Below are 21340 nucleotides of genomic sequence, written 5' to 3' on the forward strand. Positions count from 1 at the left end.
CAGCGGGGCGGCGTTGTACCGGGGCCGGCGGGCCGGGGCTCAGTCGATGAGCTCGCGCCGCAGCGTGGCTTCGTCCCAGTCGCCGTTCTTGCGGCGGGTCTGCTTGCCGCCCTCGATCACGAGGTAGGTGGGCAGGCCGTTCACACCCAGCTGCTGACCCACGGGGCTCTGGCCCACGCTCTGCCAGGGCTGGAAGCTCATGCGCAGGAACACCGTGCCCTCGGGCACCGGCCGGCTGGACAGCGCGGCGTAGACCGGGTTGGCGCGGACGCAGTGGACGCAGTTGGCATCGAAGCTGGTCACCTGCAGCACCGCGCGCTGCCGGGGGTGCTCGGCCAGCCACTTCTCCAGGTCCTTGGGGGCGATGTCGACGATCTTCGGCGGACCTGCGGGCGGCTCCGCCACGGGCGCCGCCGCAGCGCTGCGCTGAGGCGGCGGCGGCAGGGCGGCGCTGGACGCCGGCGCCTGCTGCTGGGCGATCCAGGCCTTCAGCGGGCCGAGGTCCAGGCTGGCCGACTGCACCAGCTTGACCGTGGACACCGGGCGCTCGCCGAACTGGCCCACGCGCACGGCCGCGACGGCATCGGGCTTGTAGGCCATGAAATAGAGGCCGTGGTGGCCGAAGCGGTAGAGGTCCAGCTTCTTGCCGAGCATGTCGAATTCGTTGCGCCAGCTCTGGGAGCTGTCATCGCTGCCATCCGGTGCCTGGCAGGGGATGTCGCAGATGGTCACCAGCTCGTAGCCCTGGGCCTTCAGCTGCCCGGCGTAGTGACGGGCGATCAGCAGGGGGCTGTCGTCGTTCTTGTGGTCGTACTGGACCACGCTGACGGCGCCTTCGTAGCTCATGCGCCAGCGGCTCTGCCGGCCGCCGCCGGACTTGCGCTCCGGCGGCGAGATGGGCAGCGTGCCCTGTTCCAGCGGATTGACGTGCCGCACGTACTCGCTGGCGCGAGGGAAGGGCGTGAGGGTGGACGCGGCCTGCGCCTGGGCGGCCTGCCCGGCGCCGGCCATCAGCAGGGCCAGGCCTGTGCCGGCCAGACGGCCGCGCGTGGAAGAAGAAGTCATGTCACTCCCCGAATCGTCTTGTCATGGGCGGGCAGCCGGGCCCCGGCCACCATCGCGCGCGAATTTTTTCATGGGGCGCCGGAGTCGCGGCTTGCGTCGGGGCCTGAAATTGTCAATGTTTGTGAACGCCGCCCGGCGCCGGCAAGGCCGGCTTGCACAGCTGGACGATCTGGCACAGCCAGGCGGCCGCGCCGAGGAAGGGCAGGGGCAGCAGCAGCAGGCCGAGCAGCAGGCCGAGGCCGAGGCTGTTGACGTCTGCCATGAGCGGGCTGGAGGCGGCCAGCAGGAGCAGGACGGCCGCCACCGTCAACGCATGGCCGCACCAGCACAGGGCCCGCACGCCGCGCTGGGGCTGCAGGAGCCCGCGCCATGCGCTGCGCCGCCACAGCAGCAGGACCAGGCCCAGCGCGGCCGGCGTCCACCACGAGACCAGCGGGCTGCGCACCGGTGCGAAGCCGAAGACCAGTCCTGCCATGAGCCACAGCCAGGCCAGGCTCAGGTGCCACATTTCAAGTGCCACATTTCAAGTGCCGCATTCCAAGTGCCACATGCTCGCGCGCCTCAATCCCGCTGCGCGAGCGCCCGCTCGATATGCCCGCGCTTGACGGTGGGCTTGGGCACGCGCACGTCGAACCAGCGGCGCACGTCTTCGTCCACGCCGATGCCGTGCATGAAGTTGTAGAGGCCCTTCTTCAGCGCGCGGCCCATGGCGTCGTGGTCGGTGCCGGTGGGGTCGATGAAGCCGACGTCGTTCTTCGCGAAGCGACCCTCGGGCAGGGGCAGCAGCTGCACGCCGAACTGCTCGGGATTCAGGCCCACGGGCGAATGCACGGTGCAGGCGAAGCGGTGGAAGAAGCCGCTGTGGATGCAGCCGTTCTCGAAGAGCTGGCGCACGTATTCCAGCGCGTCCACCGTGTCCTGCACGGTCTGCGTGGGGAAGCCGTACATCAGGTAGGCATGGACCAGCACGCCGGCATCGGCGAAGGCCTTGGTGACGCGCGCCACCTGCTCCACGCTCACGCCCTTGTTCATCAGCTTCAGCAGGCGGTCCGAGGCCACCTCCAGCCCGCCGGAGATGGCGATGCAGCCGCTGTCCGCCAGCTGCTGGCACAGCTCGGGGGTGAAGGTCTTCTCGAAGCGCACATTGCCCCACCAGCTGATGGCCGTGCCGCGCGCCTGCAGTTCGGCGGCCAGCGCCTTCAGCGACTTCGGGGGCGCGGCTTCGTCGACGAAATGAAAGCCGGTCTGCCCCGTCTCTTTCACGATGGCCTCGATGCGGTCGACCAGCGTGGCCGCGGTGGCGCCCTCGTAGCGGGAGATGTAGTCCAGCGAGACATCGCAGAAGCTGCACTTCTTCCAGTAGCAGCCGTGGGCCACGGTGAGCTTGTTCCAGCGCCCGTCGGACCAGAGCCGGTTCATGGGATTGAGCATGTCCAGCAGCGACAGGTAGCGCTCGATGGGCAGGCCGTCCCAGGTGGGCGTGCCCACCTCCTCGAAGGGGATGTCCGGCTCGGCCAGGTGGCGCCAGCGCACCTCGCCGTCCTCGCGCACAAAGGTGCGCACCAGGCGCTGCGCCGAGCGTTGTCCGGCCAGGTGCTCCAGCAGGGCCAGCAGGGGGCGCTCGCCGCCGTCCAGGGTGATGTAGTCGACGTAGTCGAAGAGCCGCGGCTCGGCGAGCTCGCGCAGCTCGGTGTTGACGAAGCCGCCGCCCAGCACCAGGGTCACCCCGGGCCGATGCGCCTTGATGGCCTGCCCCATGCGCAGGGCTGCGTAGACCGCGCCGGGGAAGGGGACGGACAGCAGGACGACGTCCGGCTTCGTCTCGTCCACCGCGGCGAGGGTCAGGTCTTGCAGGGTGCGGGCGATCAGGTTGGGCGGCGCGGCCAGCGCCTCGGCCAGCGGATCGAAGTGCGGCTGGGCGGTGGCCAGGCTCTCGGCATAGCGCACGAACTCGAAGCGGGGGTCGACGGCGTCGCGCAGCACGTCGGCCAGGTCATTGAGGTACAGCGTGGCCAGGTGGCGGGCGCGGTCCTGCAGCCCGAGGGCGCCGAAGGCCCAGGCCAGTGGGTCTTCGCCCTCGTCGGCCAGGTAGTGGTCGATGGTGGCGAAGCGCGCGCCCTCGGGCAGGAACTGCCGGGTGTTGATGCGGTGCGCCAGCGTGGGGTCGCGCCCCTGCAGGAAGCCGATCACGCGGTCCACGGTGGCCTCGTAGGCCGGGTACTGCCCGGCGAAGCTGCGGGTCTGGTCCGTCTGCTGCTTCGGGGGCAGCGCCTCCACGGCCTCAAGCATCTGCCGCAAGCCGGCCCGCGAGAAGAGCTGCAGCACCAGGGCCAGGGCGAGGTCGCGCTGTTCGCAGTGCAGACCGCGCGAGCGCAGGAAGCCGGTCAGGTAGGCGGTGGAGGGATAGGGCGTGTTCAGCTGCGTCATCGGGGGGATGAGCGCGAGCACACGCAGGTCGGTCACGGCGGGCACGATGGCGGGGCGGGGCAGGGTGGAGCGGGGCGCTGATGGCTGAACTGTACGCGGCCATGCAGCCGGCGGCATCCCAATGAGAAAGCCCGCGTGGCACGTTGTGCGCCACAGCGGGCTTGGGCGTCACGACACAGGCACGCGGCCTGCGTGGTGATTACTTCTTCTTCTTCTTGGCGACGGGCTTGGCAGCCTTGGCAGCCGGCTTGGCTTCAGCCTTGGCAGCCTTGCGGGCAGCGGCCTTGGGGTCCACGGCGGCCTTGAAGCCAGCGCCCGGGGTGAACTTGGGCAGCTTGGCAGCGGCGATCTTGATCTTCTCGCCGGTGCTGGGGTTCACGCCGGTGCGGGCAGCGCGGGCGTGTTGCTTGAAGGAGCCAAAGCCGGGGATGGACACGGTGCCACCCTTCTTCACCGTGGTGACCACGGCATCCAGCAGGGTTTCGACGATGCGGCCTGCTTCGGCCTTGGTCAGCTCGTGCTTGGAAGCCAGATGTTCGATCAGTTCGGTCTTGTTCATTCGTATGAAGTTTGGTTGAGCCCGAACAGGCTCGGGCGGCGCGGATTGTGCCCGATAAACACGGGCCCGCAAGCGTGGTTTTTCGCAAAAGTCCCAAGGGCAGGGGGCTCTGGGGCGGCGAGCTCGGGAAAGTCCCATGCCTACGGGGTGCGCGGGCGGCCTGATACCGGCGGCAGGAGGCCCGTCAGCTGACGGCCGTCTGACGCCAGCCCCCGTGCGCGCCGCCGGCCCTGGCGGCAAAAACTGCCTGCTGCCGGCACGGCGCTTCGGGTATGGCGATTGCCTTGCAAGGGCAGACCGGTCACGCCAGCGCGGCCCCCGGGTCGGCCTGGCAGGCCACGTCTGCCCGTGCGGGCCCGGCGCCCCGCGGGCGAGCGGTCACCGATGAATTCTGAACATTCGCGAAAGGATGCACTATGAACCAGCAGGGTCGAAACCAGGGCCGCCACGAGGACCAGGGCCAGCGCAGCCGCAGTGGCAGCAACTACGGCGATTGGTCGAGCAACCGACCCCAGGGCCAGGAGCAGTTCCAGGGCGGTGGCCAGGGCGCGCAGCAGGGTGGCTATCAAGGCAGCTACCAGGGCGGCTCCCAGGGCGGCGGCATGGGCGCGCAGCACTTCGGCAGTGGCCATGACAACGGCTGGCACCAGGGCGGCTACGGCTCGCAGGGTGGCTGGCAGGGCGGTGCCCAGGGCATGTACGGCGAGCACGGCGGCTACGGCAACCAGCAGTTCGGCGGCGGCTACAGCGGCAGCTATGGCCACAACTACCCCGGCGCAGGCAGCGGCTTTGGCAGCCCGCAGGGGCAGGGCCACTATGGGCAGTCCGGCCAGCTTGGCCCGGGCGGCGGCCCGTCCATGCAGGGGCAGCCGTACGGCTCCGGGGGCACGGGCTTTGGGGGCAGCAACGGCGGTGGCTACGGCGGCCTCGGTGGCCAGGGCGGCATGGGCAGTGGCCACAGCGGCTACGGCAACCAGGGCGGCATGAGCGGCAGCTATGGCGGCAGCTACGGCAGCGGCCAGGGCGGCATGGGCGGGAGTTACGGGCAGCAAGGCGGCCAGCAGGGCCACTTCGATCCCGACTACCACCAGTGGCGCGAGGAGCAGATGCGCAATCTGGACAACGACTACCACTCCTGGCGCCAGGACCGCTACAAGAAGTTCTCCGACGAATTCAGCCAGTGGCGCAGCCAGCGGCCCCCGCAGGGCAGCGGCAGCCACGCCAGCGGCTCGGACGAGAACAGCGAAAGCGGCGGCCACGGCGCCTCGGGCAGCGGCAGCTCCGGCAGCTCGTCCGGCAGCGGCACCTCCAGCACCGGCACCGCGAGCAGCCGCACCAAGTAAGGCCGCGCCCGCCTCGTCCGGGCGAGGCCTTGCGATGCCCGCCGGCTCCGCCCTCAGGGCCGGAGCCGGCCCAGCAAGGCCCGTCCGCCTTGTGCCCAGGCCTGTGCCGGGCGGCCGGATGCCCACGGCAGGCGTCCGCGGCCCCTGGCACGGGCATCAGGACCTCCATGTCACCCCTTGTCGTCTTCAGTCATCTGCGCTGGTCCTTCGTCTACCAGCGCCCCCAGCACCTGATGTCCCGCCTGGCCCGGCACCGTCCGGTGCTCTTCATCGAAGAGCCGGTCCATGACCCCGGTCCCGCACGGCTGGACAGCAGCTGGCAGGGCCGCCACCTCGAAGTGCTGACGCCCTGCACGCCCTTGCCTTCACAGGGCTTTGATGCGGAGCAGGCCCTCTTTCTGAGACCTCTGTTGCGCCGCGCGCTGCAGGACCGCGGCCTGCGTTCCCCCATGGCCTGGCTCTACACACCCATGGCCCTCCCGGTGGCTCGGGCCCTGGATCCCGCGCTGTGGATCTACGACTGCATGGACGAGCTGTCCGCCTTCAAGGGCGCGCCGCCCGAACTCCCCGAGCGCGAGCGCGAGCTGATGGAGCTCGCCGACCTGGTGCTCACCGGCGGGCCCGCGCTTTACGAGGCCAAGCGCGCGCTGCATCCCCGTGTGCACTGCATGCCCAGCGCAGTCGACGTGGGGCATTTCCAGCCGGCCGTGCAGGACCCGGAGGCCACGCGCTGCGCCGAGACCCTGCAGGGCGCCTTGCCCCGGCCCCGGCTGGGCTTCTTCGGTGTCATCGACGAGCGCATGGACCTGAACCTGCTCGCCCGCCTGGCCGACGCCCGCCCGCAATGGCAGATCGTGATGGTGGGCCCCGTGGTCAAGATCGATCCCGCCAGCCTTCCTCGACGCCCCAACATCCACTGGCTGGGCATGCAGAGCTATCAGGTCCTGCCTGCCCTCATGGCCGGCTGGGACGTCTGCCTCATGCCCTTTGCCCTCAACGAATCCACCCGCTTCATCAGCCCTACCAAGACGCTGGAATATCTGGCCGGCGAGAAGCCCGTGGTCAGCACCCCCGTGCCTGATGTGCAGCGGCTGTATGGCGCCGTGGTCCGCATCGCCGGCACGGCCGAGGCCTTTGTGGAGGCCTGCGAGCAAGCCCTGCACGAGAGCCCCGGCCAGCGCCGCCAGCGCCTGACGCATGCGATGGACGTGGTGGCCTCCTATTCCTGGGACAGCAGTGCACAGGTGGTGCACGAGCTGCTGCAGGAGGCGCTGGAGTCCCGCCTGCTGGGCGGGAGTGCCCGGCCCGCAACGCGGGGGGGGCCGCTGCCGGCGATGCAGGCGCGCGCAGAGTCCACGCCGGCGGCGGCCTCGGCCGCCCGGACCCAGGCCGCGCAGGCGGCCGCACGGGCCAGCCGCCGCTGAGGCGCGTCCGCCATGAAGATCATCGACGCCCACCTGCACTGCAGTGGCCGCGAGGACAGCGCGGGCGTGCTCCGCGCCCTGGACGAGGCCGGCATCGAGCGGGGCGTGCTGCTGGCGCCTTTCCTGAGCCCGGGCCATGCCCTGGGCGATGCGGCCTCGCTGAGGCGCGGCAATGCCCACCTCGCGCGTCTGGTGCGCGGCCACGAGGACCGCCTCACCGGCTTTGCCGTGGTGGACCCCCGCGACGACCATGCCGCGCAGGATCTGCGTCATGCCATCGAGGACCTCGGCCTGCGCGGCGTCAAGATGGTGCCCACCGGCTGGTACCCCTTCGAGGAGCGGGCGCGTGGGGTGTACGAGGTGGCCTCCTCGCTGCGGCTGCCCGTGCTCTTTCACAGCGGCATCTTCATCGACGGCCGCTCCGGCCGCTTCTGCCGCCCGGTCTACTTCGAGGCCCTGCGCGACCATCCCGGCGCCCGGGTGGCCCTGGCCCACATGGGCTGGCCCTGGACCGACGAGGCCCTGGCCGTGGCGCTGATCGACCGCATCCACCAAGTGCCGCCCGAGCGTGCGCAATTCCGCCTGGACATCTCCTTCGGCCCGCCTCCGTCCTACCGCCGGGACGTGCTGGCCCGCATGCTGGAGGTGCTGGGGCCGGGCTCGCTGCAGTTCGGCAGCGACTGCTTCCTTCCCTGCAGCGGCGCCCACCTGCGCGAGCGCCGCGACTGGGTGCAGGACCTGATGGACCTGCTGGACCTGGACGACGCGGCCCGCGAACAGATCTGGTGGGGCACGGCGGCGGCCTGGCTGGGGCTGGATGCCTCCGGCCGCCTGGCCGCCGGGTCCGGGTCTGGGTCTGAAGCGTCGGGGACTGCAGCGGGCGCTCGGTCTGGCGCTGAGTCCGGCGCTGAGTCCGGCGCTGAGTCCAGCGCTGAGGGTCAGGTCTTGCGCCAGGCCGCGGCCGCGCCGCCGCCGGCCGGCGATACGGAGTCCACCGGTCTCGCCCAGCGCCTGCGCGCCGCCAGTCCGGGCTGGGGCTGGATTCCCCGTTGTTGCTGACACAGGAAGCCTATGGACAGAAAGACCGTCGCCGTGGCCCGGCCTGGCGCTGCAGCGGCCGCCGGGCGGCGCCTCCACGTGCTGGAGTGCGTGGGCAATGCCATCGTGGGCGGCATGGAGCGCTGGGTCGAACGCCTGGTCGGGCAGCTGCCCCGGGACCGCTTCCGCGTCAGCCTGCTGTGCCCCTACGAGGGCCGATTCAGTGCCACCCTGCGCGCGCTGGGCGCCGATGTCTTCTGCGTGCCCATGCCCGAGGACCCCTGCTGGAGTGCCGTGCAGGTGGTGCAGGCCCTGGTGCGCAGCTCGGGCGTGGACCTGCTGCATGCCCACCTGCCCAATGCCCACGCGCTGGCGGGCCTGGTCTCCAGGCTCACCGACGTGCCCTTGCTGAGCACCATCCATGGCCGCCAGCTGACCCTGCTGGACCTGGAGGTGCACCGCGCCGTCCACAGCCACCTCAGCGTAGTCTGCCGCCACAGCTACTACCACGCGCTGGGCCTGGGCGTGGACATGCGCCGCCTCAGCTGCGAGCCCAATGGCGTGGACACGCACGGCTTCCACCCGGGCCCGCGGCCCGCGCAGGGGCTGCGTGCGCGACTGGGCCTGGCGCAGGAGGCGCCCCTGGTGGGCTTCGTCGGGCGACTGTCGCCGGAGAAGGGGCCGGAGCAGTTTCTGCGCGCCGTCTCGCTGCTGCAGGAAGGGCTGCCCGAGGCCACACGCTTCGTGATGGTCGGCGAAGGGCCGATGCAGGCCGCTCTGGAGGCCGAGCTGGCGCGCCTGGGCCTGGGGCAGCGCGTGCTGCTGACCGGCCACTGGGACGACATGCCGGGCCTGTACCGGGAGCTCGACCTGCTGGTGTCCACCTCCCACTCCGAGGCCATGCCCCTGGCCCTGATGGAGGGCATGGCCAGCGGCCTGCCAGTGGTGGCGACGCGTGTGGGCGGCATCCCGGAGATCGTGCAGCACGGCCTCAGCGGCTGGCTGGTGGCGGCGCGGGACATCGAGGACATCGCCGGGCGCGTGCGCCAGATGCTGGCCCAGCCCGAGCTGCGCCAGCGCATGGGCGCCGCGGCGCGCCAGGACATGGTGGAGCGCCTGGACCTCGGGCCCAGCCTGGACCGGGTGGCAACGCTGATGCAGGCCCTGGCACGCCCCGCCCATGAGCCTCATCGCCTGGAAGACGTCAGCGTCCTCGGGCGCGCCTTCTGAGGCCGCGCGGGCGGCATCGCGCGGCAAATCCGGCGGGCATGAAAGCTGCCCTGGGGCCTGGCCCCAGAACACAAAGGAATGCCATGACATCTTCTTCTGCACGGCGGCTGCGTGCCGCGTCCCTGATCCCCGGCCTGCTGGTCCTGGCCGCCTGCGCGACGCCTGAGGGGCCGCCTGCCTCCATCGCCGCGGCCCAGCGCGCCGTCGATGCGGCCAGCAGCGATGGCGCCACCGAACTCGCCGGCGCCGACCTGGCCCGGGCGCGCGGCAAGCTGGAGCGCGCGCGCCAGATCGCGCCCACCGACCGCCTGCGTGCCCACCGGCTGGCGGAGGAGGCGGCAGCCGATGCCGACCTCGCCCGCGCACGCAGCACGCAGCAGCGCTCTCAGCGCGCCCTGGCCGAGGTCAACCAGTCCCTGCAGACGCTGCGCGACGAGCTGCAGCGGCGCAGCGCCCAGCCCTCCAGCCCCGCGGCCTCGCGCTGATGCGCCGGCCCACCGCCCCTTATCTGATGCAGGAGTCCCCATGCAAGAACTCAAGACCATCCTGACGGCGGCCGCGCTGGCCGTCCTGGCCGGGTGCCAGACCTTGCCCGCCCAGGACCCGGCCCTGGACGCCGCCGAGCGCGAGTACCGCGAGGCTGCCGCCGATCCCCTGGTGCAGCGCCATGGCGCGGCCGAGCTGGAGCAGGTCCGCAGCCTGCTCACGCGTGCCCAGCGCTACTACAAGGACGAGCGCAATCTGGAGCAGACCCGCCACCTGGCCTACCTGGCCAGCGCGCAGCTCTCCACCCTGCGCGTCCGGTCGTCCGGCCGTGACGCGGACGTGCAGGTGCAGCAGTCCGGCGCCGAGCGTGAGCGCCTGCGACTGCAGGGCCGCGATGCCGAGCTGGAGCGCGCCCGCAGCGGCGAGGAGGAGGCACGCCGCGCCGCCGCCCAGGCCCAGGACCGCGCCGCGGGCCTGCAGCGCGACCTCGCCGAGCTGAGCGCCCAGAACACGCAGCGGGGCGTGATGGTCACCCTGCGCGACATGCTCTTCGCCACCGGCCGTGCCGAGCTGCAGCCCGGCGTGCGCCGCTCCATCGATCGCCTGGCCGAGGTGCTGCGCCAGCGCCCCGAGCGCCGGGTGCTGATCGAGGGTTTCGCCGACAGCACCGGCGGCAGCGCGATGAACCAGCGGCTCTCGCAACGCCGCGCCGAGGCCGTGCGCAGCGCTCTGGTGCGGGCCGGCGTCGCTCCCCAGCGTCTGGAGGTGCGCGCCTTCGGCGAGGAGTACCCGGTGGCCGACAACGCCACCGCCGAGGGCCGGCAGCAGAACCGCCGCGTCGAGCTGCTCTTCTCCGACGAGCAGGGCCGGCTGAACTACCGCTGAAGCCGCCGCCAGGGCAGCCTGGCAAGACAGAGAGGCCCCGCGGGGCCTCTCTTCGCCTGGCCCGATCAGAGCGCCCTCGGGCGCAGCCTGGCCGGGGTCAGAAGCGGTACTTCAGCGCCAGCGCCGTGCTCTGCACATAGGTTCTGGCGCCGCCGGGCAGCTTGAAGCGGTCGCGGCTGCGCTCGATGGAGACGGTGAAGTTGCGGTTGAAGTTGAAGCCCAGCCCGATGGTGGCCGTGGGCCCCCAGCCGTTCTCGGTGCCGGTGGTGACGCCGGACAGGGCATCGGCCGTGATCTTGGTGTGGCCGTAGAGGGCGCCCGCCTTGGCATAGAAGCTCACGTTCTCCATGTCCACCATGCCCACCAGGCTGAGGTTGGCACCATAGGCCCGGGCCTCGCCGCCGGCGCGGTCGGCCTTGCCGAAATGGCGCAGGCCCAGCTCCAGACCGAGGAAGTCGTTGAACATGCCGCCGGTGTAGATCGCGAAGGAACGGTCGCGGCTGTCACAGCTGAGTGGGGCCAGGCCGCAGGGCGTGTCGTAGTCCGAATTGCCCAGGCTGATGCCCACGTAGCCGCGGCGGGTGTAGGGAATCCAGGAGTAGTCGCTGCCGGCATAGCTGCTGCCGTAGCTGCCGCCCGTGCCGTGCTGGTCCTGGGCGGCCAGGCTGGGCTCCATCGCGCTGCCGCGCAGATTGCCCGCGGCGGGCGCCTCGCCGGCGCCGATCAGCGGCGTATCCGGGCGCGGGTCCTGGGCACTGCCCATGCCGCTGTTGCCCATGCTGTTGCCGCTGTTGGTGCCGTTGTTGGTGCCAGTGCCGGTGCCGGTCTGTGCCTGGGCCGTGGCTGCGATCAGGCAGCTGCCCAGGGCCAGGCACAGGCCGGTGCGCCAGGAAAGGGCGCGTGCGGGTGCCGCGCAGGGGTGGCCGTGTCGTACATGCATCTTGAGGTCCTCTTTGCTGATGGTGGGTGGAAGACGAGAGCCCTGAGGCTGCGAGGCGCGTCGCGAGGGCGCGCCGGAACGGGAGCGCACACGTCTTGCAAGCCGAGGCCTGCCCGCGTGCCGCCTGGGGGCAGACGGCAAGCGCCATGCCATGGCCGGCCGCGCGTCTCTGGTGCTTCTGCCGCAGGGGCGACGGCAAGTTTTGCGGCAGCACCCAGGCCGCGCGGGCAGCCTCGGCGCATGGCAGGCACGCGGGGCGGGGAGGCGCTGCAGGCATTCCGATTGCCTTGCCCCGCCATCCCAGCTCACGGAGACGCCATGTCTGCCCCGTCCCTACGCATCGCCTTGATCAGCGAACACGCCTCACCCCTGGCCCTGGCAGGCAGCGTCGACTCGGGCGGGCAGAACGTCTACGTCGCCAAGGTGGCGACAGCGCTGGCGCGCCGCGGCCACCAGGTGCTGGTGCTGACACGCCGGGACAGCCCCGACCTGCCGGCCCGGCAGACGCTGGGCCCGGGTGTGCAGGTCTGCCATCTGGACGCGGGCCCGCCCCGCTTCGTGCCCAAGGAACAGCTGCTGCCCTGGATGCCCGCCTTCGAGGCCCAGGCGCGCGAGCTGCTGAGCGCTCGCGCGCCCTGCGACGTGGTGCATGCCAACTTCTTCATGTCGGGCCTGGTGGGCCTGCAGCTGCAGCGCCGCCTGGACCTGCCGCTGGTCGTCACCTTCCATGCCCTGGGCGCGGTGCGCCGCCTGCACCAGGCGGCCAACGATGGCTTCCCGCCCGAGCGCCTGGCCATCGAGCGCCGCGTCGCCCATGCGGCGGACCGCGTCATCGCCGAATGCCCGCAGGACCGCCTGGACCTGCTGCAGCACTACGAGCTGCCTGCGCGCCGGATCGCCGAGGTGCCTTGCGGCGTCGACCTCCATGAGTTCCGGCCCGGCGAGGCTCTCGCCGCGCGCGCGCAGCTGGGCCTGGACCCGCAGGCGTTCATCGTGCTGCAGCTGGGCCGCATGGTGCCGCGCAAGGGCGTGGACAACGTCATCCAGGCCCTGGCCCGGCTGCCCGCGGGCGGCGGGCGGCGGCAGGCCCGGCTGCTGGTGGTGGGAGGCGAGTCCGAAAAGCCGGACGAGCGCCTGACGCCCGAGATCGGCCGCCTGCGCGAGCTGGCGCGGCAGCTGGGGGTGGAGGCGCGCGTGCAGTTCGTCGGCCGGCGTGGCCGTGCCGAGCTGGCGCGCTACTACCAGGCGGCCGATGTCTTCGTGAGCACGCCCTGGTATGAGCCCTTCGGCATCACGCCGTTGGAGAGCATGGCCTGCGCCCGGCCGGTGGTGGGCAGCGCCGTCGGCGGCATCCAGCACACGGTGGTCGACGGGGTCACGGGCTACCTGGTCCCGCCCAAGGATCCCGTCACCCTGGCCGAGCACCTGGATTGGCTGCGCACCCATCCGCAGCAGGCCGCCGCCATGGGGCGGGCCGGGCTGCTGCGCGTGCGGCGGATGTTCACCTGGGACCAGGTGGCGGCCCGGCTGGAGGCGGTCTACCGGCGGGTGCTGGTCGAGCGGCGCCAGCCCGAGGCCGGCGTGGCCCGCGGCCTGGGCTTGCTGAGGCCCCCGAGGGGGCCGGTGGGCGTGTTCGCGCCCCCGGTGCCCGATCAGCGTCCGGCCGCAGCCTGGGGGTACAAGGCGTGAGCGGCGTGGTGGAAGTCTTCGATCAGCGCATCGACCAGTTCGGCAAGCGTTCGCGCCGCCGACGCCCGGCATCGGGCCCGGCGGTCGTCTTCCTGCCCGAGGAGGCCTTGGTGACCCCGCCCCTGGACGCCGAAGCCGAGACCCAGCCGTGGCGGGCCGGCGCCCTGGCGGCCCTGCATGCCTTCCAGGCGCACGGCTATCGGCAGCTGATCCAGGCCCTGCCGGGCGAGCGCCCGGCCCGCATCCAGCAGGGCCTGCTGCAGCGGCTTGGGCACGAGGCCGATGTCGAGGTCGAGGGCATGCTGCCGCATGTGGAGGTCGAGGACCTGCCGGCCCTGCTGCGCCAGGCCGCGGCCTCGCAAGGCCTGGACCTGCGCCGGGCCTGGTTCCTCAGCTGGGACGAGGCCCTGGGCGCGGCGGCCCGGCGCTCGGGCTGCCGCAGCGTGCGTCTCCTGGAACCGGGCCGCCATTCGCGCCGGCGCTGGCCCCTGCTGCGGGGCCATGTGCCCATGAGGCTGATGGAGGCGGTGGTCTACGTCCTGCGCTGCGACGGTCACCTCGCTGCCGGGCAGTCGCTGCCGGACCCGGCATGAGCGCCGTCGCGAATTCCCCGTGTGCGCCGGCCTGGGGCCAGGCGCGTCGCGTGCTGCTGCTGCGCCTGGATGGCCTGGGCGACGTGCTGATGAGCACACCTGCCATGGCCGCCGTGCGGGAGAGCCTGCCGCAGGCCCGGCTGACCCTGCTGGCCTCGCCGGCCGGCGCGAGCCTGGCGCCGCACCTGCCCTGGCTGGATCAGGTGCTGAGCTACGAGGCGCCCTGGGTGAAGCCCGCCACCGCGGCGCCCGACCGCCCGGTGGGCGAGGCGGACGAAGCCCTGCTGCAGCGGCTCCGCCAGGAGCGCTTCGATGCCGCCATCATCTTCAGCACCTGCACGCAGAGCGCGCTGCCGGCGGCCCTCATGTGCCGCCTGGCCGGCATCCCGCTGCGCCTGGCCCATGCCCGCGAGAACAGCTACGGCCTGCTGAGCCACCGGCTGGCGGAGCCCGACGCGCTGAGGCCGACCATGCGGCATGAGGTGCAGCGCCAGCTGGACCTGGTGGCCAGCGTGGGGCTGCACACGGCGGACCCGGGCCTGCGCTTCACCCTGCGCCCGGCCGACGTCCGGCGCGTGGCCGCGCAACTGGCCGCGGCCGGCCTGGCGCCCGGGCGGCCGTATGTGCTGGTGCATCCGGGCGCCAGCGCGCCCTCGCGGCGCTATCCCCCTGAAGCCTTTGCCGCGGCAGCGAGGGGCCTGGCCGGTGGTGAGGATGCGTCCGGCCAAGGCGCCCCGGCCCTCGTGGCCTGCGCAGGCCCGGGCGAGGCAGGCCTGCTGCAGCGCCTCTGCGCGGCCCTGCCGCACCCGCCGCTGCTGCTGCCGGGGACACAGAGCCTGGGCGAGCTGGCGGCGCTGATCGCGGGCGCCCGGCTGCTGATCGCCAACAACAGCGGGCCGGTGCACCTGGCCGCCGCGCTGGGCACGCCCGTGGTGACGCTGTATGCCCTGACCAATCCGCAGCACACCCCCTGGCGCGTGAGTGCGCGGGTGCTCAGCCACGAGGTGCCCTGCCGGGACTGCCTGCAGAGTGTCTGCCCCGAGGGCCACCAGCGCTGCCTCACCGGCGTGCCGCCCGAGGCCGTGGCCGGGGCCGCGCGGGAGCTGCTGGCGGAGGCCGCGCCATGAGGGGCGTGCCGGCGCCGCGCCAGCTGCCGCTGCTGGTGTCCGTGGTCCTGCCGACCTACCGCCGGCCGGCCCTGCTGGATCGCTGCCTGCAGGCCCTGATGCGTCAGAGCCTGGCCACCCACTGCTACGAGATCGTGGTGGTGGACGACGGGCATGAGGAGGCCACCCGGCAGCTCGTCGAGCGCCTGGCGGCCCTGCCGGATGCTCCGGCCCTGCGCTACCTGCGGCCCGAGCGGGGGCGAGGGCCGGCCGTGGCGCGCAACTGTGGCTGGCGCGCCGCGTGGGCGCCCCTGGTGGCCTTCACCGACGACGACACCGTGGCCGATCCCCGCTGGCTTCAACAAGGCCTGCTGGGCATGCGCAGCCAGTGGCTGGCCCTGGCCGGCCAGGTGCGGGTGCCGACCCTCTACGAACCCGGCCGCCGCCCCACCGACCATGAGTTGATGACGCAGGGCCTGGAGCACGCCGAGTTCGTCACCGCCAATGCCTTTGTATGGCGGGCGGCGCTGGTCCTGGTGGGCGGCTTCGACGAGCGCTTCCGGCGCCCCTGGCGCGAGGACTCCGACCTGCAGTTCCGGCTCGAGGCCCTGGGCCCGGTGGGCCGTTGCGACGCCGCCCTGGTCTGGCACCCGGTGCGCCCCGAGCGCTGGGGCGTGGCCCTGCGCCAGCAGCGCAATGTCTTCTTCGATGCGCTGCTGTACCGCAAGCATCCGCAGCTGTACCGCGTGCGGGTGCGCCGGCGACCGCCCTGGGACTACTACCTGATCGTGCTGCTGAGCCTGCTCTCCCTGGCCCTGGCCGTGAGCGGCCAGCCGGCCGCCGCGCTGCTGGGTGGCGGGGCCGCAGCGGGCCTGGTGCTGGCCCTGGCCGGGCGGCGGCTGCGGCCCACGGCGCGCAATCCGGCGCATGTCTGCGAGGTGCTGCTGACCTCGGCACTGATCCCCTTCCTGTCGGTCTACTGGCGCCTGCGCGGCGCTCTGCATTTCCGGGTCCTCTTCCTATGAATCATTCCCTGCTGCTGCCGGGGCCGGTGCAGCGCATCGTGGTGCTGCGGGCCCTGGGCCTGGGCGACCTCATCTGTGCCGGCCCGGCCCTGCGCTCGCTGCGCGCCACCTTTCCCGAGGCCGGCATCTCCCTGCTGGGCCAGCCCTGGGCGCAGGAGTTCGTGGCCCGCTTCGATGCCCTGGACCACTGGATCGGCTTCCCCGGCTGGCCGGGCCTGCGCGAGCAGGTACTGCACGCCGAGCGGGTGCCCGCCTTCCTGGCCGACATGCAGCGCCAGCGCTTCGACCTGGCCCTACAGCTGCACGGCAGCGGCGAGTCCAGCAACGGCCTGCTCGGCCTGCTGGGCGCGCGCCTGTGCGCGGGCTTCCAGCGCTCCGGGGCCTGGGTGCCGCCGGGTCAGGAGGAACGCTTCTGCGCCTGGCCTGAGCAGGGGCATGAGAGCCAGCGCCTGCTGGTGCTGTGCCGGCACCTGGGGCTGCAGGCCGTGGACGAGGCCCTGGAGTTCCCGTTGCGGCCCACGGACCGCCAAACCCTGCTGCAGCTGTGTCCGGAGCTGGACGAGGGCCCACCCTATGTCTGCCTGCATGCGGGCGCCCAGCTGGCCTCGCGCCGCTGGCCGGCCCAGCGATTCGCTGCGGTGGCGGATGCGCTGTACGACGCCGGCTACCGCATCGTGCTCAGCGGCGGCCCGGCCGAGCTGGCGCTGGGCCAGCAGCTGGCCGCCCTGATGAGCGTGCCCTGCATCAATCTGGTCGGTCTCACCAATCTCTGGACCCTGGGGGCGCTGATCGCCTCGGCCCGCTGCCTGATCGCCAACGACACCGGCGTGTCCCACATCGCGGCGGCGCTGCGCGTGCCCAGCCTCATCGTCTCCAGCGGGGGCGATGTGCAGCGCTGGGCGCCGCCGGACCGCCAGCTGAACCGCGTGCTCAGCAAGCCCGCGCCCTGCCGGCCCTGCGCCCACCAGGACTGCCCGACCGGCCATGGCTGCGCCCATGCGCTGAGCGTCTACGAGGTGCTGGCGGCGCTGCAGCATCTGCTCGAGCTGCCGCCGCTCAGCGGCGGCTCCGGCCCCCTTGCGGAAGGAACCGAACATGACGCGTCGTCTGCGCATCCTCACCTGGCACGTCCATGGCAACTACCTCTACAACCTGTCCCAGGTCCCGCATGACTTCTACCTGCTGAGGGACGCCGCCGGCAGCCCGCAGCGCAGCGGCCGCTGCGGCCAGCTGCCCTGGGGCGACAACGTGCACGACGCACCGGTGGAGGCCTTGCCCGGCATGCGCTTCGATGCCGTGCTGTACCAGTCCCGCCAGGCCTGGGACGAGGACCGCCCGCGCTGGCTCAGCCCCGCCCAGCAGGCCCTGCCGCGTCTGGTGCTGGAGCACGACCCGCCCCAGCAGCATCCCACCAACACCGTGCACTGGGCGGACGACCCGGGCACCGTGCTGGTCCACGTGACGCCCTTCAATGCGTTGATGTGGGACCCGGGCCGCTGCCCGGTGCGCGTGATCGAACACGGCGTGCGGCCCCTGGACGAGCAGGCCTGGCAGGGCGGCTGGTCGCGTGGCCTGGTGGTCGTCAATCACCTGGCGCGGCGCGGCCGCCGCCTGGGCTCGGACCTCTACCTGCAGCTGCAGCAGCGCCTGCCGCTGAGCCTGGCTGGCATGGGCAGCGAGGCGCTGCCCGGGGGCCTGGGCGAGATCGGCCAGCTGCAGCTGCCACGGCTGATGGCCGCCCATCGCTTCTTCTTCCATCCCGTGCGCTACACCAGCCTGGGCCTGGCCCTGATCGAGGCCCTGATGATGGGCATGCCGGTGGTGGGGCTGGCGACAACGGAGCTGTCCACCGTCATCCGCAGCGGCGACAACGGCTTCATCGACACCCGCCCCGAGCGCCTGGCCGAGGCCATGCAGGCCCTGCTGGAGGACCCCGGCCTGGCCGCGCGCTGGGGCCGCGCCGGCCAGCAGATGGCGCGTGAGCGCTTCGGCATCGGACGCTTCGTGGCGGACTGGCTGCAGCTGTTCCGAGAGGTCTGCGCATGAGCGCGGCACCGCCCCTTGCGTTGCGGCCCGGCGAGCGCGTGCTGGTGTGCGGCGCCGCGGGCTTCCTGGGCAGCCATCTGTGCGAGCGCCTGCTGCAGCGCGGCTGCGCCGTGCTGGGCCTGGACAACCTCATCAGCGGCGATCTGCGCAACCTGGTGGCGCTGCAGGCGTCGGCGCGCTTCGAGTTCCTGCGCCACGACATCTGCAGCCCGCCCCCGCCGCAGGCCGAAGGCGTGAGCCGCATCTTCAACCTGGCCTGCCCGGCCAGCCCCGCTCACTACCAGCGCATCCCGGTGCAGACGGTGCTGGCCAGCGCGCTGGGCGTCTGGCAGCTGCTGGAGCTGGCGCGCCGCAGCGGTGCCCGCCTGCTGCAGGCCTCCACCAGCGAGGTCTACGGCGATGCGCAGGAGCACCCGCAGCAGGAGTCGTACTGGGGGCATGTCAACCCGGTCGGCCCTCGTGCCTGCTATGACGAAGGCAAGCGCTGCGCCGAGGCCCTGATGGTGGCCTATGCCGAGCAGTACGGCACGGAGGTCTGCATCGCCCGGCTCTTCAATACCTACGGCCCGCGCCTGCGGCCGGGGGACGGCCGGGTGGTCAGCAACTTCATCGTGCAGGCGCTGCGCGGCGAGCCACTGACGCTCTATGGCGATGGCCAGCAGACACGCAGCTTCTGCTATGTGGACGACACGGTGCGCGGCCTCTGCACGCTGATGGAGAGCGGCTGGCGCGGGCCGGTGAACCTGGGCAACCCCTGCGAATGCCGCATGGTGGAGCTGGCCCAGCGCGTGCTGGCGGTGACCGGCAGCGCCTCGGCCCTGGTGCACCGGCCCTTGCCGCAGGACGATCCCCGCCGCCGCCGGCCTGACATCCGCCTGGCCCGCGAGCGGCTGGGCTGGTGGCCCGAGGTCGGCCTGGACGAGGGACTGGCTCACACCGTGAGCTACTTCCGCGAACGCCTGGGCCTCCGCCGGGCTCAGCGGCCGCAAGCGACGCTGGCGAGGGGTGCCGCGGCCTCGAGCGGTGAGGTCGGCTGAGGCCGGAGTGTGGGCGAGGGCGAGGGTGATGGCGAGGGCAGCAGGCCGGCGAAGGCCTGGCGCAGGGCGCGCTCCAGCGCCCGCGTGTGGCGGGCCTCGGCGGCCTGAGCGGCCTGAGCGGCTTGCGGCCGTGTGCGTGGTCCTGTGCGCGGTCCTGTGCGTGGCCGTGCCAGCAGCGCGTCCACCTGCTGCGCCATGGCCTCCGCGGTGGCGGCGATGCCCAGGCCGGGGCAGGGTGGCAGGGCGCGCATCTCGGCCAGCGGGGTGCTGCACAGCGGCAGGCCAGCGCCGCGGGCCAGGATCGCCAGCTCGGGCCACAAGTGCGCCGTGGCGGCCTGGACGGGCGCCAGCACCAGCCCGGCATCCGCGGCCTGCAGCAGCGCAGGCAGCAGCTCGGCCGCGAGCTCGCCCAGGCCCCGGCAGGGCGCCGGCCAGTTGCCCTCGGCTGGCCCCAGACTGCCCAGCATGAGGAACTGCCAGCCGGGGCGCAGACGGGCCAGCGCCTCCAGCCAGGCGGGATCCGGCGCTTGCTGCGGCCGGGCCATGACCAGCAGGCGCGGCCCGGCGGGCGGTCCCAGCAGGGCCTGGATCTCCTGCGCCTCGTAGCTGAGGGCGGGCGGTGGGCGCAGTGCGCGCGCGGGCAGGGCCAGCGGCAGGCGCAGCACCGGCACGCGCGCGGCCGCCTCCTGCGCTGCGCCCTGTGCTGACCAGTGGGCGGCCTGCAGCGGGCCCTCGCACAGCAGCAGCGCGGCCTGCAGGGCAGAGGCGCTATGGTCCGGCGGCAGGGCCTGCGCGTCGGGCTGGAGCAGCAGGGCGTCGCCAGGCAGGGTGAGGCGGTCCGGGGCCCAGCCCTGGGCCAGGGGCCAGCGCATGAGCCAGATCAGCGTGCCGCCCTCGGGGCCGCGGCCCACCGCCGCGCGCAGCAGGGTCAGGTCTTGCCCTGGTGTGGCCCAGCCGGCGTGGGCGCCGGGCTCGTGCAGCACCAGCAGCTCCAGCGCCGGGCCCAGGCGGTGGCGGCGCTGCAGCGGTGGGCCGGCCGTGGGGCGGGGCGGCTCGACCAGCAGCACCGAGAAGCAGGCTTCGGGCGCCGGGCACGCGTCGCCTGGCGTGGGCTCGCCGGCCAGGCGGCGCAGCAGCTGCTGAAGCGGCGCGTCCAGCCCCTCCCAGCGCACCGGGAGCAGCACCACGAGGCGCCGGCCCGGCGTCTTCGGTGCTGCGGGCAGGTCCTGCCAGGCGCGCAGGGCGCGCGCATAGGTCTGCACGGGGACGCGCGAATCCGAGCGGGGGCCCGAAGGGGGAGCGGAGGCCTCGCTGCCCGCCGGCTGCCACAGGCCGCAGCGGTGCCAGCGGCCGGTGTCGCACCAGTCCGGCCGGTCCAGCAGGGGGTAGAGGCAGATGCCCTGCAGCGGCAGGCCCAGGGCGCGTGCCTGCAGGGCCTCGCCGGCCATCTCGTGCAGCCAGGCGGCGCGGCCCATGCCCACATGGCCGGTCTCGGCCAGGACCAGGGGCCGCCGGTAGCGCTGGAAGGCCTGCAGCAGCAGGGCGGAGACCGGCTGGCGCCGCGGATCCCGCAGATGCCAGGCCAGGCGCTTCTCGGTCTGGGCCTCCCATTGGCTGCTGTGGTAGTGGTTGAAGCCCAGCCAGTCCAGCGCGCGCTCGTGGCCGCCCAGGCCCGGCTCGAGGCGGCCGCTCAACAGGTCCAGGGCCTGCCATTGGTAGTCGCGGATCTGCTGCGCCAGGGCGTCCAGCTCGGGCCGGTCCGGCGGCGCGGCCACGTGGACCAGGGGCTCGATGTGAAGAAAACGTGCCTGCGGATCCTCGGCGCGGATCGCGGCCATGCCCGCCAGCGCCGCGCGCACCAGCCGCCGCTTGACCTGGTAGCCGCTGAGCTCGCTGCTGCTGACGCCCCCGGGCGCCAGGCGGGAAGCCGCCTCGCTGGCTGCATCGAGGGGCGCATCGGCCTCGGTCTCCTGCAGCACTCCTCCGCTGCCGGCGGCCCAGGCCAGGAAACTGATCTCGTTGATGGGGGTGTAGAAGCGCGGGGCCTCGCACAGCGGCCGCAGCGCGCGCGCAACGGCGCCGGCGAAGCGCGCGAAGCGCTCGATGAGGGCATCGTCGAAGAAGGAGAGGTCTGGCGGCAGGCCGTAGTGCATCAGCGTCCACAGGGGCTGGATGCCGGCACGGCGCGCCGCCTGCGCCAGCTGCACGGCGCGGCCGAGGTCCAGCGCGCCGCCCGCACCCTCGCAGAGCCGCCAGCCGATGGTCTCGCGCAGCGTGCGCAGGCCCAGGCCGGCGGCGCGGCGGTAGTCCTCGTCCAGCCGGGCCAGGTGGCCGGTGGCGCGGACCATGTCCAGGGCCTCGCCGGCGGCGTTGACATGATCGGCGCCCTCGTAGCCCCCCATCCAGAAGGAGCGCAGCAGGGGCTCGGGGGGACATTCGCTCAAGAG

19 protein-coding genes are annotated in these 21340 nt (G+C 72.9%); 13 read left to right on the forward strand and 6 right to left on the reverse strand.

The features are described 5' to 3' along the window. Positions 1–39: 39 nt before the first annotated feature. From ABDJ40_RS15460 to ABDJ40_RS15475, 4 genes are all read right to left on the reverse strand, one after another. Positions 40–1065: a hypothetical protein gene (locus tag ABDJ40_RS15460; protein ID WP_347611235.1), complete on the reverse strand. Its 1026-nt coding sequence runs from the start codon at positions 1063–1065 to the stop codon at positions 40–42. A 112-nt stretch (positions 1066–1177) separates the two neighbouring features. Further along, positions 1178–1573, reverse strand: coding sequence for a hypothetical protein (locus tag ABDJ40_RS15465; RefSeq protein ID WP_347611236.1), 396 nt, complete (start codon positions 1571–1573; stop codon positions 1178–1180). A 53-nt stretch (positions 1574–1626) separates the two neighbouring features. Further along, positions 1627–3492 (reverse strand): B12-binding domain-containing radical SAM protein, encoded by a 1866-nt coding sequence (locus ABDJ40_RS15470; RefSeq protein WP_347611503.1) that lies wholly within the window; start codon positions 3490–3492, stop codon positions 1627–1629. Positions 3493–3691: 199 nt separating this feature from the next. After that, on the reverse strand, positions 3692–4051 hold the full coding sequence (locus ABDJ40_RS15475; RefSeq protein ID WP_347611237.1) for an HU family DNA-binding protein: 360 nt from the start codon (positions 4049–4051) through the stop codon (positions 3692–3694). Positions 4052–4467: 416 nt separating this feature from the next. On the opposite strand from ABDJ40_RS15475, the gene ABDJ40_RS15480 reads away from it, so the two are divergent. From ABDJ40_RS15480 to ABDJ40_RS15505, 6 genes are all read left to right on the forward strand, one after another. Beyond that, a complete protein-coding gene (locus ABDJ40_RS15480; RefSeq protein ID WP_347611238.1) occupies positions 4468–5394 on the forward strand; it encodes a hypothetical protein in 927 nt (308 codons plus the stop codon). A 167-nt stretch (positions 5395–5561) separates the two neighbouring features. Then, positions 5562–6818: a glycosyltransferase gene (locus ABDJ40_RS15485; protein WP_347611239.1), complete on the forward strand. Its 1257-nt coding sequence runs from the start codon at positions 5562–5564 to the stop codon at positions 6816–6818. A 12-nt stretch (positions 6819–6830) separates the two neighbouring features. Further along, positions 6831–7877 (forward strand): amidohydrolase family protein, encoded by a 1047-nt coding sequence (locus tag ABDJ40_RS15490; RefSeq protein ID WP_347611240.1) that lies wholly within the window; start codon positions 6831–6833, stop codon positions 7875–7877. A gap of 12 nt (positions 7878–7889) precedes the next feature. Beyond that, positions 7890–9086: a glycosyltransferase gene (locus tag ABDJ40_RS15495; protein ID WP_347611241.1), complete on the forward strand. Its 1197-nt coding sequence runs from the start codon at positions 7890–7892 to the stop codon at positions 9084–9086. A gap of 83 nt (positions 9087–9169) precedes the next feature. Continuing rightward, the gene (locus tag ABDJ40_RS15500; RefSeq protein WP_269633342.1) at positions 9170–9571 is read left to right on the forward strand and encodes a DUF4398 domain-containing protein; all 402 of its coding nucleotides are present in this window, start codon (positions 9170–9172) and stop codon (positions 9569–9571) included. 40 nt (positions 9572–9611) lie between these two features. Next, positions 9612–10457, forward strand: coding sequence for an OmpA family protein (locus tag ABDJ40_RS15505; protein ID WP_347611242.1), 846 nt, complete (start codon positions 9612–9614; stop codon positions 10455–10457). 97 nt (positions 10458–10554) lie between these two features. Here ABDJ40_RS15505 and ABDJ40_RS15510 read toward each other — a convergent pair whose 3' ends face one another. Continuing rightward, a complete protein-coding gene (locus tag ABDJ40_RS15510) occupies positions 10555–11397 on the reverse strand; it encodes an outer membrane protein (RefSeq protein WP_347611243.1) in 843 nt (280 codons plus the stop codon). 318 nt (positions 11398–11715) lie between these two features. Here ABDJ40_RS15510 and ABDJ40_RS15515 point away from each other — a divergent pair, with 318 nt between their 5' ends. From ABDJ40_RS15515 to ABDJ40_RS15545, 7 genes are read left to right on the forward strand one after another with little or no spacing between them, the layout of a single operon-like run. After that, positions 11716–13086, forward strand: coding sequence for a glycosyltransferase (locus ABDJ40_RS15515; protein WP_347611244.1), 1371 nt, complete (start codon positions 11716–11718; stop codon positions 13084–13086). Positions 13087–13094: 8 nt separating this feature from the next. Further along, positions 13095–13679, forward strand: a complete 585-nt coding sequence (locus tag ABDJ40_RS15520) for a hypothetical protein (protein WP_347611245.1) — start codon at positions 13095–13097, stop codon at positions 13677–13679. Next, positions 13676–14806: a glycosyltransferase family 9 protein gene (locus ABDJ40_RS15525; protein WP_347611246.1), complete on the forward strand. Its 1131-nt coding sequence runs from the start codon at positions 13676–13678 to the stop codon at positions 14804–14806. The genes ABDJ40_RS15520 and ABDJ40_RS15525 overlap by 4 nt, the downstream gene beginning before the upstream one ends. A gap of 5 nt (positions 14807–14811) precedes the next feature. Beyond that, the gene (locus ABDJ40_RS15530) at positions 14812–15810 is read left to right on the forward strand and encodes a glycosyltransferase family 2 protein (RefSeq protein WP_347611504.1); all 999 of its coding nucleotides are present in this window, start codon (positions 14812–14814) and stop codon (positions 15808–15810) included. Further along, positions 15807–16982, forward strand: coding sequence for a glycosyltransferase family 9 protein (locus tag ABDJ40_RS15535; protein WP_347611247.1), 1176 nt, complete (start codon positions 15807–15809; stop codon positions 16980–16982). The genes ABDJ40_RS15530 and ABDJ40_RS15535 overlap by 4 nt, the downstream gene beginning before the upstream one ends. Continuing rightward, a complete protein-coding gene (locus ABDJ40_RS15540; RefSeq protein WP_347611248.1) occupies positions 16906–17856 on the forward strand; it encodes a glycosyltransferase in 951 nt (316 codons plus the stop codon). Before ABDJ40_RS15535 ends, ABDJ40_RS15540 begins: the two co-directional genes overlap by 77 nt. Beyond that, entirely contained in the window at positions 17853–18893 is a 1041-nt protein-coding gene (locus tag ABDJ40_RS15545; protein ID WP_347611249.1) for an NAD-dependent epimerase/dehydratase family protein, read from the forward strand. The genes ABDJ40_RS15540 and ABDJ40_RS15545 overlap by 4 nt, the downstream gene beginning before the upstream one ends. On the opposite strand, the gene ABDJ40_RS15550 is transcribed toward ABDJ40_RS15545, so the two are convergent. Next, positions 18833–21337, reverse strand: a complete 2505-nt coding sequence (locus tag ABDJ40_RS15550; RefSeq protein ID WP_347611250.1) for a hypothetical protein — start codon at positions 21335–21337, stop codon at positions 18833–18835. The two genes, ABDJ40_RS15545 and ABDJ40_RS15550, sit on opposite strands and share 61 nt — an antisense overlap. Between the last annotated feature and the right edge of the window lie 3 nt (positions 21338–21340).

Origin of the sequence: Roseateles flavus, from assembly GCF_039872765.1 — a bacterium.
GTDB classification, from domain to species: Bacteria; Pseudomonadota; Gammaproteobacteria; order Burkholderiales; family Burkholderiaceae_C; genus Roseateles_B; species Roseateles_B flavus.

What these genes read in the sequence shown, in the direction of transcription:
- ABDJ40_RS15470 (WP_347611503.1), bottom strand. Translation starts at nt 3,492, where the DNA reads ATGACGCAGCTGAACACGCCCTATCCCTCCACCGCCTACCTGACCGGC.
- ABDJ40_RS15460 (WP_347611235.1), bottom strand. Translation starts at nt 1,065, where the DNA reads ATGACTTCTTCTTCCACGCGCGGCCGTCTGGCCGGCACAGGCCTGGCC.
- ABDJ40_RS15540 (WP_347611248.1), top strand. Translation starts at nt 16,906, where the DNA reads ATGACGCGTCGTCTGCGCATCCTCACCTGGCACGTCCATGGCAACTAC.
- ABDJ40_RS15510 (WP_347611243.1), bottom strand. Translation starts at nt 11,397, where the DNA reads ATGCATGTACGACACGGCCACCCCTGCGCGGCACCCGCACGCGCCCTT.
- ABDJ40_RS15495 (WP_347611241.1), top strand. Translation starts at nt 7,890, where the DNA reads ATGGACAGAAAGACCGTCGCCGTGGCCCGGCCTGGCGCTGCAGCGGCC.
- ABDJ40_RS15475 (WP_347611237.1), bottom strand. Translation starts at nt 4,051, where the DNA reads ATGAACAAGACCGAACTGATCGAACATCTGGCTTCCAAGCACGAGCTG.
- ABDJ40_RS15535 (WP_347611247.1), top strand. Translation starts at nt 15,807, where the DNA reads ATGAATCATTCCCTGCTGCTGCCGGGGCCGGTGCAGCGCATCGTGGTG.
- ABDJ40_RS15490 (WP_347611240.1), top strand. Translation starts at nt 6,831, where the DNA reads ATGAAGATCATCGACGCCCACCTGCACTGCAGTGGCCGCGAGGACAGC.
- ABDJ40_RS15505 (WP_347611242.1), top strand. Translation starts at nt 9,612, where the DNA reads ATGCAAGAACTCAAGACCATCCTGACGGCGGCCGCGCTGGCCGTCCTG.
- ABDJ40_RS15525 (WP_347611246.1), top strand. Translation starts at nt 13,676, where the DNA reads ATGAGCGCCGTCGCGAATTCCCCGTGTGCGCCGGCCTGGGGCCAGGCG.
- ABDJ40_RS15500 (WP_269633342.1), top strand. Translation starts at nt 9,170, where the DNA reads ATGACATCTTCTTCTGCACGGCGGCTGCGTGCCGCGTCCCTGATCCCC.
- ABDJ40_RS15515 (WP_347611244.1), top strand. Translation starts at nt 11,716, where the DNA reads ATGTCTGCCCCGTCCCTACGCATCGCCTTGATCAGCGAACACGCCTCA.
- ABDJ40_RS15480 (WP_347611238.1), top strand. Translation starts at nt 4,468, where the DNA reads ATGAACCAGCAGGGTCGAAACCAGGGCCGCCACGAGGACCAGGGCCAG.
- ABDJ40_RS15545 (WP_347611249.1), top strand. Translation starts at nt 17,853, where the DNA reads ATGAGCGCGGCACCGCCCCTTGCGTTGCGGCCCGGCGAGCGCGTGCTG.
- ABDJ40_RS15485 (WP_347611239.1), top strand. Translation starts at nt 5,562, where the DNA reads ATGTCACCCCTTGTCGTCTTCAGTCATCTGCGCTGGTCCTTCGTCTAC.
- ABDJ40_RS15465 (WP_347611236.1), bottom strand. Translation starts at nt 1,573, where the DNA reads ATGTGGCACCTGAGCCTGGCCTGGCTGTGGCTCATGGCAGGACTGGTC.